Here is a 15874-nt window from a genome sequence, read left to right on the forward strand (position 1 = left end):
AAATGGCTTGCATTTGCCGGCGCCGGTTGGTAATATCGGCAGCCTTGATTGCAGGCACGTAGCTCAGTTGGTTAGAGCACCACCTTGACATGGTGGGGGTCGTTGGTTCGAATCCGATCGTGCCTACCAAATTCAGTTTGGAGTATTAAATGTTCAGAACTACCACCACCCGTATCTCGCGATAAAACCGAGCCATACGGGGTGCCTTTAAAATTAAAGGAATACTCCAAGCAAACCAAAAAGTGCGGCTCAAGCCGCACTTTTTTTTTGGATTTTTGTCGTCCACCTTCACTTTAAAGCTGGAGTTGCTATGCCTGACATTCGCCTGCCCGACGGTTCCATCCGTTCCTTCGACAAGCCGGTAACGGTGCACGAAGTGGCTGCGTCCATCGGTACCGGTCTTGCGCGCGCGGCGCTGGCTGGTCGCGTGGACGGCCAACTGGTTGACACTTCCTATCTGATTGCGGCCAACGTTGATCTGGCCATCATTACCGAGAAAGACGCGGACGGTCTGTCCATCATCCGTCACTCCACCGCCCACCTGCTGGCGTATGCGGTGAAAGAGCTGTTCCCGGAGGCGCAGGTCACCATCGGGCCGGAGATCGAAAACGGCTTTTACTACGATTTCGCCTACAAGCGTCCGTTCACGCCGGAAGACCTGGTGGCGATCGAGAAGAAGATGACCGAGTTGGCGAAGAAGGACATCCCGGTCGAGCGCTACGAGCTGCCGCGTGACGAGGCGATTGCCTACTTCAAGAGCATCGGCGAGGCGTACAAGGCCGAGATCATTGAGTCCATTCCGCAGGGTGAGGTGCTGAGCCTGTACCGCGAAGGCGAGTTCACCGACCTGTGTCGTGGCCCGCACGTGCCATCCACCGGCAAGCTGAAAGTGTTCAAGCTGATGAAGGTGGCCGGTGCCTACTGGCGCGGCGACAGCAACAACGAGATGCTGCAGCGTATCTATGGCACCGCCTGGCAGAAGAAGGAAGACTTGGAGCAGTACCTTTTCATGCTGGAAGAGGCGGAAAAGCGCGACCATCGCAAGCTCGGTCGCCAGCTGGACCTGTTCCACCTGCAGGACGAGGCGCCGGGCATGGTGTTCTGGCACCCGAAAGGCTGGGCGCTGTGGCAGAGCATCGAACAGTACATGCGCAAGACACTGACCGAAGCCGGCTACCAGGAAATCCGCACCCCGATGGTGATGGATCGCGTGCTGTGGGAAAAGTCCGGCCACTGGGAAAACTACCGTGAAGGCATGTTCACCACCGAGTCGGAAAAGCGCGACTACGCGGTGAAGCCGATGAATTGCCCGGGCCACGTGCAGGTGTTCAACCAGGGGTTGCGTTCCTACCGCGACCTGCCGATGAGGCTGGCCGAATTCGGTGCCTGTCACCGCAACGAGCCGTCCGGCGCGCTGCACGGCATCATGCGTGTACGCGGCTTCGTGCAGGACGATGCCCACATTTTCTGTACCGAAGAGCAGATCATCGAAGAGGCGCGTGCCTTCAACGAGCTGACCATGGCGGTGTACAAGCGCTTCGGTTTCGACAAGGTGGCGATCAAGCTGTCGTTGCGTCCGGAAAAGTACGCTGGCACGCTGGAAACTTGGGATCGTGCCGAAGAGGGTCTGCGCGAGGCGCTGCGTGCCTGTGGCGTGGAGTGGGAAGAGCTGCCGGGCGAGGGCGCGTTCTACGGTCCGAAGATCGAGTATCACATCAAGGACGCGCTGGGCCGTTCCTGGCAGTGCGGTACCCTGCAGCTGGACTACGTGTTGCCGGAGCGTCTCGGTGCCGAGTATGTCACCGAGGATAACGGCCGTGCCCGTCCGGTGATGCTGCACCGCGCGATTCTGGGTTCGCTGGAGCGCTTCATCGGTATCCTGATCGAAAACCACGCCGGTGTTTTCCCGCTGTGGCTGGCACCGGTGCAGATGGTGGTGATGAATATCACCAGCGCACAGGCCGATTATGCTGCGGATGTGGCAACCAGTTTGCGTAAACTGGGTTACAAAGTCGATCTTGACTTGAGAAACGAAAAGATCGGCTATAAAATCCGCGAGCACAGCCTGCAGAAGCTCCCTTACCAGGTCGTCATCGGCGACAAGGAAAAAGAGGGCGGGCTGGTGGCCGTACGTGCTCGCGGCGAGGATCTGGGTCAGATGACTCTGCAAGCCTTTGCCGACCACCTGCAAGCCGCGATGGCGCAGGTCTGAGTGCCTACGGGTACGATCACTAAACTACAGGAGTATTGGCTATAGCTCAGGAACGCGAACCACGGATCAATGGCGAAATTACCGCCCGCGAGATCCGTCTGGTAGGAGAAGAAGGCGAGCAGCTCGGTATCGTCAGTCTGCGTGAAGGTCTGGCGCTGGCGGAGGAACGCGACGTTGATCTGGTGGAGATTTCGCCGACGGCCCAGCCGCCGGTGGTCAAGCTGATGGACTACGGCAAGTACAAGTACGAGCAGTCCAAGAAGCGCCACGAAGCGAAGCAGAAGCAGAAGCAGATCCAGATCAAGGAAATCAAGTTCCGTCCGGGTACTGACGATGGCGACTACAACGTCAAGCTGCGTAACCTGATCCGCTTCCTCACTGAAGGTGACAAAGCCAAGGTAACCCTGCGTTTCCGTGGTCGTGAGATGGCTCACCAGGATATCGGTCTCGCGCTGCTCAAGCGCGTGGAAGCCGATTTGGCGGAAGTGGGTACGGTCGAGCAGTTCCCGCGACTGGAAGGCCGCCAAATGGTCATGATGATTGCCCCGAAAAAGAAATAATCGGGTATAATCATCGACTTCTTCACGGCAGGCTCGCCTGCCGTGTTGATTTTGTAGGCCGGTAACGGCCTGCAGCAAAAGCGTGACGCAGTGGTTTTAAGTGCCTTTGGCCACCCTGGGTCTAATCTAACGAAAATTCAGCAGGAGCATTCCATGCCGAAAATGAAAACCAAGTCGAGCGCGAAGAAGCGTCTCAAAGTATTGGGCAACGGTGGTGTCAAGCGCTCTATGGCGTTCAAGCGTCATATCCTGACCAAGAAAACCACCAAAACCAAACGTCAATTGCGCGGTACTGCCATGGTAGATAGCACCAACATGGCTTCCGTTCGCAAAATGATGCCCTACGCTTAAGGAGATAATTCATGCCACGCGTAAAACGCGGTGTAACCGCACGTGCTCGTCACAAGAAAATCTTAGCTCTGGCGAAAGGCTATCGCGGCCGCCGGAAGAACGTCTATCGCATCGCCAAACAGGCGGTGATGAAAGCCGGTCAGTACGCCTATCGCGACCGTCGCCAGAAAAAGCGTCAGTTCCGTCAACTGTGGATTGCTCGTATCAACGCCGCTTCGCGTGAAAACGGCCTGCCATACAGCAAGTTCATGAACGGCCTGAAGAAAGCGCTGATCGAAATCGACCGTAAGGTCCTGGCCGATCTGGCCGTGTTCGATAAGCCGGCATTTGCTCAAATCGTTGAAAAAGCAAAAGCCGCCCTCGCTTAAGCGCTGGATACTAAAAAGGGAGGCTGATGCCTCCCTTTTTTTTCGATCTTCCCCAAGATGGCTGACTCGAGCGCGCCCCGTTCCGGTCAGTTTTCTTACGCATACTGGTGCGACCCATGAGCAATGTTGACGTGATTCTCAAGGAAGGTCTGGCGGCACTCGATGCTGCTGCCGATCTCGTTGAACTGGAACAGGTCAAGGCCCGCTATCTTGGTAAAAGCGGTGCCCTGACCGAGCTGCTGAAGCAGCTGGGCAAACTGTCGCCCGAAGAGCGCAAGAGTGCCGGCGCAACCATCAACGCCGCCAAGCTGGCGTTCGAGACCCGTCATAACGAAGTGCGCGATGGCTTCAATGCCGCCAAGCTGGCCGCACAGTTGGCCGCAGAGTCGCTGGATGTGACCCTGCCTGGCCGTGGCATCTCGCCGGCCGGGCTGCACCCGGTGACGCTGACACTGGAGCGCATCACCGGCCTGTTTGCCACCATGGGCTTTGAAGTGGCCGACGGCCCGGAAATCGAAAGCGATTTCCACAACTTCCAGGCGCTGAATATTCCGGAAAACCACCCGGCGCGTGCGATGCAGGACACCTTCTATGTCGAAGGCGGCGACGTGCTGCGTACCCATACCAGCCCGATCCAGGTGCGCTACATGCTGGATAACCAGCCGCCGATCAAGATCGTGGCCCCGGGCCGCGTGTACCGCGTGGATTCCGACGCCACCCACTCGCCGATGTTCCACCAGATGGAAGGCCTGTGGATCGACCAGAACGTGAGCTTCGCCGACCTGAAAGCCACCATCACCGAGTTCCTGCGCCGCTTCTTCGAACGTGACGACATGCAGGTGCGCTTCCGTCCATCCTTCTTCCCGTTCACCGAGACCTCGGCCGAGATCGACGTGCTGGACGAGCAGGGTCGCTGGCTGGAAGTCGGCGGTAGCGGCATGGTGCACCCGAACGTGCTGCGCAATGTCGGCATCGACCCGGAAAAATACACCGGCTTTGCCTTCGGCATCGGCCTCGACCGCTTTGCCATGCTGCGTTACGGCGTGAACGACCTGCGCTTGTTCTTCGAGAACGATCTGACGTTCCTGAATCAATTCAACTGATCGCGACGGAGACTCATCATGCAATTTTCCGAACAATGGCTGCGCAGCCGCGTTAACCCGTCGCTGAGCACCGACCAGCTGTCCTACCTGCTGACCATGGCTGGCCTGGAAGTGGAAGAAGTCAACGCCGCCGCCCCCGCTTTCAGCGGCGTGGTGATTGGCGAAGTGAAAGAATGTGAAAAGCACGAAAACGCCGACCGCCTGCGTGTGACCAAGGTCGACGTGGGTACCGGCGAGCTGGTTCAGATCGTGTGCGGTGCGCCGAACGTGGCCGTGGGCGTGAAAGTACCCTGCGCGCTGCCAGGCGCCATCCTGCCGGGCGATTTCCGGATCAAACCGACCAAGATGCGCGGCGTGGAATCCGGTGGCATGTTGTGCTCCGGCAAGGAGCTGGGTGTGCCGGACGAGGTCGACGGCCTGATGCTGCTGCCGGCCGACGCGCCGGTAGGCCACAACATCCGCGACTATCTGGGTCTGGATGACAGCCTGTTCACGCTGAAAATCACGCCGAACCGTGCCGACTGCCTGTCCATCCGTGGCATCGCCCGCGAAGTGGCGGCACTGACCGGCAGCCCGCTGACGGCCTGGGACATCGCCGCCGTGGCGCCGCAAACCGATAGCAAGCTGGCGGTCGGCATCGCTGATGGCACACCGTGCGGCCGCTACGTTGGCCGCGTGCTGAAGAACGTCAACGCCGCCGCGCCGACGCCGGACTGGATGAAGCGCCGCCTGGAGCGTTCCGGCCTGCGTTCCATCTCCGCCATCGTCGACATCACCAACTACATCCTGCTGGAGCAGGGCCAGCCGATGCACGCGTTTGATCTGGACAAGATCGATGGCGGCATCACCGTGCGCATGGCTGAGGCCGGAGAGAAGCTGGTGTGCCTGAACGAAAAAGAAATCGAGCTGACGCCGGAGCTGATGGTGATCGCCGATGCCGCCAAGCCGCTGGCCATCGCCGGCATCATGGGCGGTCTCGACAGTGGCGTGACCACCGCCAGCCGCGACATCTTCCTGGAAAGTGCCTTCTTCCAGCCGGAAGCCATCGCCGGCAAGGCGCGTGCACTGGGTTTCGGTTCCGACTCCAGCTACCGCTACGAGCGTGGCGTGGATTTCGCGCTGCAGACCGAAGCCATCGAGCGCGCCACCGCGCTGGTGCTGGAGATCTGCGGTGGTGAGCCCGGCCCGCTGACCGAAACTGTGTCGGCGCTGCCGGCACGCGCCAGTGTGGCGGTGCGTACCGCTCGCGTTGCCAAGGTACTGGGCATCACCTTGGGCGCAGACGAGATTGCCACCATCTTCACTCGCCTCGGCTTGTCGTTCGAGCAGAATGCCGATGGTTTTGTGGTCAGCGCGCCGAGCTTCCGCTTCGATATCGCGATCGAGGAAGACCTGATCGAGGAAATCGCCCGCGTCTACGGCTACGACAATATCCCGGCCAATGCCCCGGTCGCCGCGCAAACCATGCTGCCGCAGCCGGAAGGCCTGCGCGTGCGCAGCGAAGTACGCCGCCTGCTGGCCGGCCGTGATTTCCAGGAAATCGTCAGCTACGCCTTCGTGGAAGAGAAGTGGGAGCGCGATTTCGCCGGCAATACCAACCCGGTACGCCTGATCAACCCGATTGCCAGCCAGATGAGCGTGATGCGCTCCAGCCTGATCGGCGGTCTGGTGGATACCCTTGCGGCCAACCTTAACCGCAAGCACAGCCGCGTGCGCGTGTTCGAGATCGCCCGCGTGTTCCACAAACAAGCCGACGGTAGCGTGCAGCAGCCGGAAGTGGTCGCCGGTCTGGCGCACGGCAGCCGTGTCGACGAGCAGTGGGGCAGCAAGGCCGAGCGCGTCGATTTCTACGACATCAAGGCCGACGTCGAGGCGCTGCTGTATCCGCGCGTCGCCGAATACCGCAAGGCCGCCCATCCGGCTTTCCACCCCGGCCGCTGTGCCGAAGTGCTGCTGGACGGCGCCGTGGTCGGCGTGCTGGGCGAGCTGCACCCGCAGTGGGTACAGGCCTACGGCCTGAGCAACGCGCCGGTCCTGTTCGAGCTGGCGGTCGAAGCGGCCGAGCAGGTTGGCCGCGTCAAGCTGGCGCCGGTCAGCAAGTTCCAGCCGGTACGCCGTGACTTGGCGCTGGTGGTGGCGGAAGAGGTGAGCGCCGCCACGCTGCAGCAGGCGATGCTGGCGGTGGCGCCCGAATTCGTGCGCGAGCTGGCGCTGTTCGATCTCTACCGCGGCAAGGGCGTGGACGAGGGCAAGAAGAGCCTCGCATTCCGCATCGTGCTGCAGGCGGCCGACCGCACCTTGGTCGACGATGAAGTCGAGCAAGCGGTGGCCGCAATGCTGGCGGCCGCCGAAGCGGCCGGTGCCGTACTGCGCGCCTGATCCATCCCTGTTGGCCACCCGCATAGCGGGTGGCGTTTTATCTGATGTTGTAGTGAGGAATTGTCATGACTTTGACCAAAGCCGAGTTGGCCGATCTGTTGTTCGACAAGGTGGGCCTGAACAAGCGCGAAGCCAAGGACATGGTGGAGTCGTTCTTTGAAGAAATCCGCTCCACCCTGGAAACGGGCACCAGCGTCAAACTGTCCGGTTTCGGTAATTTCCAGTTGCGCGACAAGCCGCAGCGCCCGGGGCGTAACCCGAAAACCGGCGAAGAGATTCCCATCACCGCCCGACGCGTGGTAACTTTCCATGCAAGTCAGAAACTCAAGGGAATGGTTGAACAACATCATGCAAATACCCAAGGCTGAGCTTCCTGCCATTCCGGCCAAACGCTATTTCACCATCGGTGAAGTCAGCGAGCTGACCGGCGTCAAGCAGCATGTACTGCGCTATTGGGAGCAGGAGTTTTCCGAGCTGCGCAACGTCAAGCGCCGCGGCAACCGTCGCTACTACCAGCACCGCGAGGTCTTGCTGGTACGTCGCATCCGTTCCCTGCTCTACGACGACGGTTTTACGCTGCATGGCGCCCGTCAGCGCCTGGAAGGCGATCAGCCGGCACCGGCCACCGCCGGCGAAGTGCGCAAGGAGCTGCAGGCCATCCTGGACTGGCTGGATCTGAGCCTTGGCAAAGACTGAATAACTGTTTATAATTTTTGCCTTGAGTCGGAGTGTGGCGCAGCCCGGTAGCGCACTTGCATGGGGTGCAAGGGGTCGAAGGTTCGAATCCTTTCACTCCGACCAAAAAATCATTCGAAGGCCACTTGCTTGCAAGTGGCCTTTATCATTTGTTCTCAATATCGCTTTCTCCGTCTCAGTCACCGGGAGCCGCCATCATGATCGCCACGCCGTGTATCGGAGTCTGCTCCACCGCCGTTGGCGACGAGGTCTGCTTCGGCTGCGGCCGGAGTTTTGCCGAGGTCTCCAACTGGCTGGCGCTTGATGATGGCCAGCGTGCCGCCATCCAGGCGCAGCTGTCACGGCGCAAGGTCTGGCTGCAGATGGCGATGCAGAGCGGTGGCCGGCTGCAGGCGATCCAGCCGGCGCAGCAGCAGGCCACGCTGGCGCTGACGCCGTCGCTGCTGGTCACCCTGGGTTGGCCGCAGCAACGGCAGGGTCGCGGCTATGTGCCGCTGCTGACCCACGACGGCCGCAGCTATCTGCTGCCGGTATACCGCGATGACTGGCTGCGCCTGTTCTGGGACTGCCTGTTTGATGTCGACTGCGCGCCGTTGAACTGAGCGTTCCTTGTCTTCGCCTGCCGATCGGCGGCAAGATAGCGACTCGATCGGGAGCAGGGGGATGCCGCATGGCGCAGGACAGCAGCTTGAGTTCATTCTGGGACAGCCGTTACCAGCAGCAGGTGACACCGTGGGAGAGCGGTCAGCTGCCGGCCGGGTTCGCCGCGCTGGTGCAGACGCTGCTGCCGCTGGCGCATTCGGTGTTGCTGCCCGGTTGCGGCAGCGGCTACGAGGTCGCCTACCTGCAGCGCCAGGGCTTACAGGTGGCCGCGATCGACTTCAGCGCCGAGGCGGTGGCGCGGGCGCGGGAGCAGCTCGGACCGCTGGCGTCACTGGTGCGGCAGGCCGATTTTTTCAGTGACGAGGTCGACGGCAGCTGGGACTGGGTGTACGAGCGCGCCTTCCTGTGCGCGTTGCCGCCACCGCGCTGGCCGGCCTATGCCGAAAAAATGGCGCGGCTGGTGAAGCCGGGCGGTTATCTCGCCGGCTACTTCTTCTTGCGGCCAACCTTGAAAGGTCCGCCCTTCGGTGCTGCGCTGACCCAGCTGCAGGCACTGTTCCAGCCCTGGTTCACCCTGCACCAGCAAACCCCGGTGAGCGGCTCCTTGCCGGTGTTCGCGCCGGACGAGTATTGGCTGTGCTGGCAGCGATCCGATGCACACTTGACGACGGTCATTTGATTTAAGATGGCCGCTGTATTTTTCTACAGAAACAGTGTAAAAACGACCGACAATAAGTGCAGATAGGCACGCGTGCTAGCAACAGGAGACATGAAGGATGAATTGGTTCTGGCGGACTTATTACCTGATGGAAAAATCGTTCTGGAACTCGCTGACCAAGAAACTGTGCAGCTTTTTCTTCATCAGCCTGTTTCAATTGATCCTGATTGCCTACGTTTACCTGGCACTGGACGACATCCGCCAGCTGGTCGGCGGCCAGGAGCTGACCGAGCCGATCCGCCAGCAGATCTTCTCGCTGCTGGACAAGACCATGATCTGGTCGTTTGCCATCTGGTGCGTGTCGCTGGTGTTCATCGCCTTCATGGTCTGGTATCTGCGCTTCCTGATCGTGCGGCCATTGCAGATGATCATCGCCATCTTCCGCGAGATCGGTGCCGGCGAGGGCGACCTGTCACGCGAGATCCCGACCATCACCTACGACGAGATCCGCGACCTGTCGCTGTCCTATAACGAATTCCTGAAGAAGATGCGCGAGATCATCAGCAATGTGCGCATCATGACCATCCGCATCGCGATGGATTCCACCCGCACGCGCAAGAACATCGGCGAATCGCTGAGCAGCGCCAAGCAGCAGGCGGAGCTGGCCAGCCAGGTGCGTGACTCCAGCGACAAGACCACCGCCGGCATCAACCAGGTGTCGGCCGAAACGCAGTCGATTTCCACCACCACTGTCGGCAACCTGGCGATGGCGCGCGAGTCCTACGCCGAGTTGCAGGACGCCGCAACGCGGATAGGCGAGATCAGCGGCCGCGTCGGTGCCTTCAACACCACCGTGGTGGAGCTGAACAACCGCTCGGCCAGCATCAAGACCATCGTCGACCTGATCAAGGACATCTCGGAACAGACCAACCTGCTGGCGCTGAATGCGGCGATCGAGGCGGCACGCGCCGGCGAATCCGGTCGCGGTTTTGCGGTGGTGGCCGACGAGGTGCGCAAGCTGGCGGAGCGGGTGCGGGTAGCGACCGAGGAAATCTCCGGCAATATCGACGGCATGCTCAATCTGGTGTCGCACACTCAGGAGGCGACCGCGCGCATCAATACCGATACCGCGCAGGCGCTGGACGTGGTCAATCGTTCCTCGCAGCACTTCGGCCGCATGATGAGCGATTTTGAAAACATGGCCAGCGGCCTGACCGAAATCGCCGGCACCATGGAGCTGTTTGCCGGCACCAACCTGCAGGTCAACCGCAATGTCTCGGAAATCCACGGCCTGAGCACGGTGGTGTCCACGCACCTGGCGCAGTCGGAAGACGTGTCGGTGAAGCTGTCGGTGGCGGCGGAGCAGGTGCAGGAGCTGGTGTCGCGCTTCGTGATCGGTGAGGGCGAGCTGGATGCGGTGATCGGCGTTGCCCGGCACGCCCGCGATAACCTGGCGGAAATGCTGGAGCGGGCGCAGGGCGAGGGCCTCAACATCTTTGACCAGCGCTACCAGCCGATTCCCGGCTCCAATCCGGCGAAATTCCATACCGCCTACGACGACAAGTTGGCACCGGCATTGCAGAAGATCTACGACCAGGTGGTGCAAAAGACCAATGGCGGCCGTTTCTGCCTGCTGGTCGATACCAACGGCTATGCGCCGACGCACAACAGCTTCTATTCCAAGCCGTTGACCGGCGACCTGCAGCAGGATCTGGTCGGCAGCCGCGACAAGCGCATCTTCAACGATCCGACCGGCATCAAGTCGGCGAAGAACACCCAGCCCTTCCTGTTGCAGACCTATATGCGCGACACCGGCGAGATCCTGTCGGAGATTGCGTTGCCGATCCGGCTGGCTGGCCGGCACTGGGGCGCGATCCGCGTCGGTTTCGACCCGTCGGCGCTGCTGCAGGCGGACTGACACACTGCCCATGACAAAACGCCCGGATCGTGACGATCCGGGCGTTTTGTTTGGCTGCGTGTTCCGGGCCTAGTGCTTGCGGTGGCAGGCATTGGGACAGCTGGCGCAGCGCTCGGACAGGCCGACACACTCCAGCGACTGCTTCAGCGAGCACACCGAGCGACGGCAGGCGATGAAACGGATGTTCTCCTCGTTGGCCAGCTGGCGGAAATGCTTCATCACGTTGTGGCCGAGGAAATCGGTGAACAGGATCAGCAGGTCGGTGCCTGCCGGCAGGCGATCCACCTTGCGCTGGTGCGAGCTGTTGCGCCCGCTGAGGTGCTTGTTGATGGAAATACCGAAGTTGTCCAGTACGCCAGGAATATTGCCCAGTGTATCGGCGCCGACCAGCATTGCATTCATGATGAGACCTTTCACTGTATTTTTAACAATGATATTTATTCTCATTTGCAAATGCAACTCAAAGTTGCATGGTCGGCGCCAACGTTGCATTTATGCCAAAGCAGTAGCCTAGAACTCCTTGCCGGCCAGCCAGATCGACCAGATCAGCCACAGGCTGTTGAAGAACGCCACCATGAAGCCGAGAAAGCCGAACAGCGGCAGGCCGAACAGTGTCGGGCCGCCATCCACCGTCATCACGATCGAGGAGCCGATGATCAGGCAGCCGGTGACGATGCCCATCGTCAGCCGGTTGACGCTCTTGTCCAGCTGGTGACCGAACTGCTCCAGCCGCTTCAGGTCGAGATTGATGCGGAACTTGCCGTGCTTGATGTCGCGGCCGATGCGGATGATGTCGCGCGGCAGGCTGGCCAGCATGGCGAAGCCGTCGCTCAGCGTTTCGCGGCCGCGCTTGAGTAGTGCCTCCGGACGGTAGCGTTCGATGATCAGCTTGCGCACGAACGGGGTGAGGTGTTCCACCAGCTGGAATTGCGGCTCCAGCTGCCGGCCCAGCCCCTCCAGCGTGATCAGCGCCTTGAACAGCATCGCCATGTCCGCTGGCAGCAGGATGCCGTGGTTGCGGATCAGCGCCATCAGGTCGTTGATCAGCTGCGACATGTTGAGGTCTTTCAGCACCACGTGATCGTACTGGAAGAAAATCTCGCCGATGTCCTCGGCAAACTGTTCCTCGTCCACCGGCACGCTGCCGGTCCAGCCTATCAGTACCCCCATCATTGCGTGCTCGTCGCGCTGCGCCATCGCCGCCAGCAGGTCGACGATCTCGTCGCGGCGACGGTGCGACAGGCGGCCAACCATGCCGAAGTCGATGAAGGCGATGCGGTCTTCCGGCAGGAAGATGACGTTGCCGGGGTGCGGGTCGGCGTGGAAATAGCCGTTGAGCAGGATCATCTTCAGCACCGCGTCGGCGCCACGTCGCGCCAGCAGCGACGGATCCAGCCCTGCCGTCGGCAGCGCGCTGACCGGTGAGGCACTGAAACCGTCGATGAAGTCCTGCACGTTGACGTCGGCACGGGTGTACTCCCAGTACACCTTGGGAATGCGGATATAGGGATCCTCGGCAAAGTCGCGGGCAAAGCGCTCCATATTGCGGGCTTCGGCGGCCAGATCCAGCTCGCGCTTCAGTGAGCGGGCAAACTGCGCCACGATGTCGGACGGCATGAAACGGCGCGCGTCGGGGAACTCCAGCTCGATCAGATGGGCCAGATGCTCCAGGATGCGTAAGTCGGCGTCGACTTTCTGCACGATGCCGGGGCGGCGCAGCTTGACCACCACCTCGCTGCCGTCGTGCAGCGTGGCGCGGTGCACCTGTGCGATGGAGGCCGAACCGATCGGCACCATGTCGAAGCGGGCGAACAGTGTCTCCGGCGCCTCTCCCAGCACTTGTTGCAGGTAGGGCGCCAGCAGTGCCTCCGGTATCGGCGGCACGGTATTTTGCAGCTTTTCGAATTCATTGATCCATTCCGGCGCGAACAGGTCGACGCGGGTAGACAGGATCTGGCCCAGCTTGATGAAGGTAGGGCCCAGTTCCTCGAAGGCGAGACGGACGCGGATGGGGGCGGGGATGGCGTCGGCGCTGTCCGGCAGACGCAGGTTGAACCACTCGCCGGCCTTTTCCACCGCCGCCGGCAGCCGCAAGCGCTGCACGAATTCACCCAGTCCGTGCTTGAACAGCACCGCGCTGATTTCGCGCAGGCGGGGCAAGTCGCGCATGGCTATCAATGTTTCTCTGAGCATTTTTTCTGACCCGTTATGACGGCTTTACAGTGCCGGTTCGCTTCGTTACAGTGCAAGCCTATGAAATTGCATCTTCACCTGTTTGCCATCATTTTGGCCGGATTTATGTCGTTTGCCCATGCCGAACCGGAATCCGGGGTGGGCAATAAGCCGAATCTGGGTATTTTCGCCGATCCGATTGCCCAGTTTGCCGCGCCTGGCGAAGAAGCCGTGGGTGACCTGCTGCTGCAGGCGATGAGCCTGATGGGCGTGGCCTACCGTTTTGGCGGCAGCAGTCCGGAAACCGGCCTCGACTGTTCCGGTTTCATCCAGTACGTATTCCGCAAGTCCCTGCGCGTCAACCTGCCGCGCACTTCGGCCGAGATGGCGCGCGCCGGTCGCGTGATCGAGCGCGACGAGCTGGCGCCGGGTGACCTGGTGTTTTACAACACGCGCGGTTTCCAGTATTCCCACGTCGGCCTCTATCTGGGCGGCAACAAGTTCATCCATTCGCCCCGCACCGGCAAGTCGGTGGAGGTGGTCAACATGGCCAACAGCTACTGGTCGCAGCGCTTCAACGGCGCCCGGCGGGTGAACCGTGGCGGTAGCGAGTGGAAAGAGCCGGTGACGGCGCGCGTGGCGAACGACAGGCCGCCAGCGGAGAAAAAGCTGGCCGAGAAGAAAGTGGCCGAGAAAAAAACTACCGACAAGAAATCGGCCGACAAGCCGGTAGCGGAGAAGAAGGGCAGGAGCAGTACCCGCGCCGAACGGCGTAAGGCGGCGCGCGAGCAGGAAGCGGAGCGCAAGACCGCCAGCCGCAAGAAAAGCGAGCAGAACCCGCGCAAAAAGAAAAAACCGGACTGAACGGACGGAACATTTCGGGATGGCGACTATCCATCCCCTTTTAGCTTGCAGCCCGGATTGCGGGCTGCAGGCTTTTTCAGCAAGGTAAAACAGTCATGAGTTTGCAACTTCCCACCTGGTATGCCCCGGACGGCAGCGTGGTGTCCTGCACCGAGAAGATCAAGGTGATGACGGAAAATCTGCAGGAACTGGGCCAGATGGCGCAGGACGCGTTCGAGGACGCCATCCTGATGGGCTGCGATGAACAGCAGGTGCGCGCGTTCCTGGTGGACATGATGCAGCGCCTGGAAAACCCCTACCAATCCTGAGCCCCCCAATTCTGAGCAAGGTATCGATGTCTTTTCCTTTCGAGATGTTTGTCGGGCTGCGCTACCTGCGCGCGCGGCGTCGTAACGGTTTTATTTCCTTCATCTCGCTGATGTCGGTGCTGGGCATCGCGCTGGGGGTGGCCGCGCTGATCGTGGTGCTGTCGGTGATGAACGGCTTCCAGCAAGAGATTCGCGGCCGCATGCTGTCGGTGGTGTCGCACGTCGAGGTCGGCAGCTACGACGGCCGCGTCGCCGGCTGGCCAACGTTGGCCGCAAACCTGACGCAGCAGCCGCACGTGCTGGCCGCCGCGCCCTACGTCAATGCCCAGGGCCTGTTGTCCAGCGGTGGCTCGGTCCGCGGCGCCATGGTGCGCGGCATCGTGCCACAGCAGGAAGACAAGGTCATCGACCTCGGCCAGCAGATGCAGCGCGGCAAGCTGACCGACCTGCAGCCGGGCAAGTTCGGCATTCTGCTCGGTTACGAGCTGGCGCGGGCGCTGGGGGTAGAGGTGGGCGACAAGGTGACGCTGATCACGCCGCAGGGCAATGTCACCCCCGCCGGCATGATGCCGCGCCTGAAGCAGTTCACCGTCACTGGCGTGTTCAAGATCGGCATGTTCGAGTACGACTCGTCGCTGGCGATGATCCACCTGCGCGACGCGCAGGTGCTGTTCCGCATGGGGCAGGACGTATCCGGCGTGCGCCTGAAGCTGGACGACCCGCTGCAGGCGCCGCAGGTCAAGGCGGCGCTGAATGGCCAGCTGGCGGCCAACCAGGTGGCCAGCGACTGGACCGACATGAACAGCAACTACTTCCGCGCGGTGCAGATCGAGAAACGCATGATGTTCATCATCCTGACGCTGATCGTGGCGGTGGCGGCGTTCAACCTGGTGTCGACGCTGGTGATGGTGGTCACCGACAAGCAGGCCGACATCGCCATCCTGCGCACCCTGGGCGCCAGCCCGGCCAGCATCATGCAGATTTTCATGATCCAGGGCTCGGTGGCCGGCGTGCTCGGCACCCTCAGTGGCGTTGCCGGCGGCCTGCTGCTGGCCTTCAACCTGGACGTGATCCTGCCGGCGATCGAAAGCGTGCTCGGCATGCGCCTGCTGTCCAGCGAGGTATACCTGATCGACTACCTGCCGTCCGAGGTGCAGCTGTCGGACGTGGTCACCATTGCCGTCATTTCCCTGGTGTTGTCGCTGCTGGCAACGCTGTATCCAAGCTGGCGCGCGGCGCGTACCCGCCCGGCGGAGGCACTGCGTTATGAGTGAAGTCCTGTCCTGCCGCGATCTGGGGCGTATCTACCGCGAAGGCGAGCTCGACGTCAGCGTGCTCGCCGGTATCAACCTGTCGGTGCAGCAAGGCGAGCGCCTGGCCATCGTCGGCGCCTCCGGCTCCGGCAAGAGCACGCTGCTGCACCTGCTGGGCGGGCTGGACCGCCCGACCAGCGGCGAGGTGCTGCTGATGGGGCAGCCGATCGGCAGCCTGTCCGAGCAGAAGCTGGGCGAGCTGCGCAACCGTAGCCTCGGCTTTGTCTACCAGTTCCACCACCTGCTGCCGGAATTCAGCGCGCTGGAAAACGTGATGATGCCGCTCTTGATCCGGCGCACGCCGCGCCACGAAGCCGCGGCAGCGGCGCAGGCGATGCTGGCGCGCGTCGGCCTCGGCGCGCGGCTGCA

Annotated in this window: 17 protein-coding genes and 2 tRNA genes; 17 read left to right on the forward strand and 2 right to left on the reverse strand. The window is 61.4% G+C overall.

The features are described 5' to 3' along the window. The first annotated feature begins 52 nt into the window (after positions 1 to 52). The 13 genes from ACG97_RS13430 to ACG97_RS13490 all read left to right on the forward strand — a co-directional run bounded on the left by ACG97_RS13430 (position 53) and on the right by ACG97_RS13490 (position 10848). Positions 53 to 129: transfer RNA gene (locus ACG97_RS13430), tRNA-Val, on the forward strand. Positions 130 to 310: 181 nt separating this feature from the next. Continuing rightward, positions 311 to 2212 (forward strand): threonine--tRNA ligase, encoded by a 1902-nt coding sequence (thrS, locus tag ACG97_RS13435; RefSeq protein WP_047967883.1) that lies wholly within the window; start codon positions 311 to 313, stop codon positions 2210 to 2212. A 35-nt stretch (positions 2213 to 2247) separates the two neighbouring features. Further along, positions 2248 to 2772: a translation initiation factor IF-3 gene (gene infC, locus ACG97_RS13440; RefSeq protein WP_082133798.1), complete on the forward strand. Its 525-nt coding sequence runs from the start codon at positions 2248 to 2250 to the stop codon at positions 2770 to 2772. Between the two features lie 153 nt (positions 2773 to 2925). Beyond that, positions 2926 to 3123, forward strand: a complete 198-nt coding sequence (gene rpmI, locus ACG97_RS13445) for a 50S ribosomal protein L35 (protein WP_047967884.1) — start codon at positions 2926 to 2928, stop codon at positions 3121 to 3123. A gap of 11 nt (positions 3124 to 3134) precedes the next feature. Beyond that, positions 3135 to 3491 (forward strand): 50S ribosomal protein L20, encoded by a 357-nt coding sequence (gene rplT / locus ACG97_RS13450; protein ID WP_047967885.1) that lies wholly within the window; start codon positions 3135 to 3137, stop codon positions 3489 to 3491. A 116-nt stretch (positions 3492 to 3607) separates the two neighbouring features. Beyond that, a complete protein-coding gene (gene pheS, locus ACG97_RS13455) occupies positions 3608 to 4594 on the forward strand; it encodes a phenylalanine--tRNA ligase subunit alpha (protein WP_047967886.1) in 987 nt (328 codons plus the stop codon). 18 nt (positions 4595 to 4612) lie between these two features. Then, on the forward strand, positions 4613 to 6973 hold the full coding sequence (pheT, locus tag ACG97_RS13460; RefSeq protein ID WP_047967887.1) for a phenylalanine--tRNA ligase subunit beta: 2361 nt from the start codon (positions 4613 to 4615) through the stop codon (positions 6971 to 6973). Positions 6974 to 7038: 65 nt separating this feature from the next. Then, a complete protein-coding gene (locus tag ACG97_RS13465) occupies positions 7039 to 7341 on the forward strand; it encodes an integration host factor subunit alpha (protein WP_047967888.1) in 303 nt (100 codons plus the stop codon). Further along, positions 7322 to 7669, forward strand: a complete 348-nt coding sequence (locus ACG97_RS13470) for a MerR family transcriptional regulator (RefSeq protein WP_047967889.1) — start codon at positions 7322 to 7324, stop codon at positions 7667 to 7669. Before ACG97_RS13465 ends, ACG97_RS13470 begins: the two co-directional genes overlap by 20 nt. A gap of 28 nt (positions 7670 to 7697) precedes the next feature. After that, positions 7698 to 7774, forward strand: a tRNA-Pro gene (locus ACG97_RS13475). 92 nt (positions 7775 to 7866) lie between these two features. Then, complete coding sequence (locus ACG97_RS13480) at positions 7867 to 8271, forward strand: DUF1289 domain-containing protein (RefSeq protein WP_047967890.1); 405 nt, start codon at positions 7867 to 7869, stop codon at positions 8269 to 8271. 86 nt (positions 8272 to 8357) lie between these two features. Continuing rightward, positions 8358 to 8951 (forward strand): methyltransferase domain-containing protein, encoded by a 594-nt coding sequence (locus tag ACG97_RS13485; protein ID WP_238377339.1) that lies wholly within the window; start codon positions 8358 to 8360, stop codon positions 8949 to 8951. Between the two features lie 97 nt (positions 8952 to 9048). Further along, positions 9049 to 10848, forward strand: coding sequence for a methyl-accepting chemotaxis protein (locus ACG97_RS13490; RefSeq protein ID WP_047967892.1), 1800 nt, complete (start codon positions 9049 to 9051; stop codon positions 10846 to 10848). Positions 10849 to 10917: 69 nt separating this feature from the next. On the opposite strand, the gene ACG97_RS13495 is transcribed toward ACG97_RS13490, so the two are convergent. Further along, positions 10918 to 11250 carry a DUF2325 domain-containing protein gene (locus ACG97_RS13495; RefSeq protein WP_047967893.1) on the reverse strand — a complete coding sequence of 111 codons (333 nt, stop codon included), beginning with the start codon at positions 11248 to 11250 and terminating at the stop codon, positions 10918 to 10920. A gap of 108 nt (positions 11251 to 11358) precedes the next feature. Next, positions 11359 to 13017, reverse strand: coding sequence for an AarF/UbiB family protein (locus ACG97_RS13500; protein ID WP_342766780.1), 1659 nt, complete (start codon positions 13015 to 13017; stop codon positions 11359 to 11361). An 84-nt stretch (positions 13018 to 13101) separates the two neighbouring features. On the opposite strand from ACG97_RS13500, the gene ACG97_RS13505 reads away from it, so the two are divergent. From ACG97_RS13505 to ACG97_RS13520, 4 genes are all read left to right on the forward strand, one after another. Further along, a complete protein-coding gene (locus ACG97_RS13505) occupies positions 13102 to 13884 on the forward strand; it encodes a C40 family peptidase (protein ID WP_047967895.1) in 783 nt (260 codons plus the stop codon). Between the two features lie 95 nt (positions 13885 to 13979). Beyond that, positions 13980 to 14192: a hypothetical protein gene (locus ACG97_RS13510; RefSeq protein ID WP_047967896.1), complete on the forward strand. Its 213-nt coding sequence runs from the start codon at positions 13980 to 13982 to the stop codon at positions 14190 to 14192. Positions 14193 to 14218: 26 nt separating this feature from the next. Further along, positions 14219 to 15466 (forward strand): lipoprotein-releasing ABC transporter permease subunit, encoded by a 1248-nt coding sequence (locus tag ACG97_RS13515; RefSeq protein WP_047967897.1) that lies wholly within the window; start codon positions 14219 to 14221, stop codon positions 15464 to 15466. Beyond that, positions 15459 to 15874 (forward strand): ABC transporter ATP-binding protein (locus tag ACG97_RS13520; protein ID WP_047967898.1); only part of this gene is annotated, 416 nt, incomplete at its 3' end. The genes ACG97_RS13515 and ACG97_RS13520, both read left to right, overlap by 8 nt.

It is taken from the genome of Vogesella sp. EB (assembly GCF_001037925.1).
Lineage (GTDB): Bacteria > Pseudomonadota > Gammaproteobacteria > Burkholderiales > Chromobacteriaceae > Vogesella > Vogesella indigofera.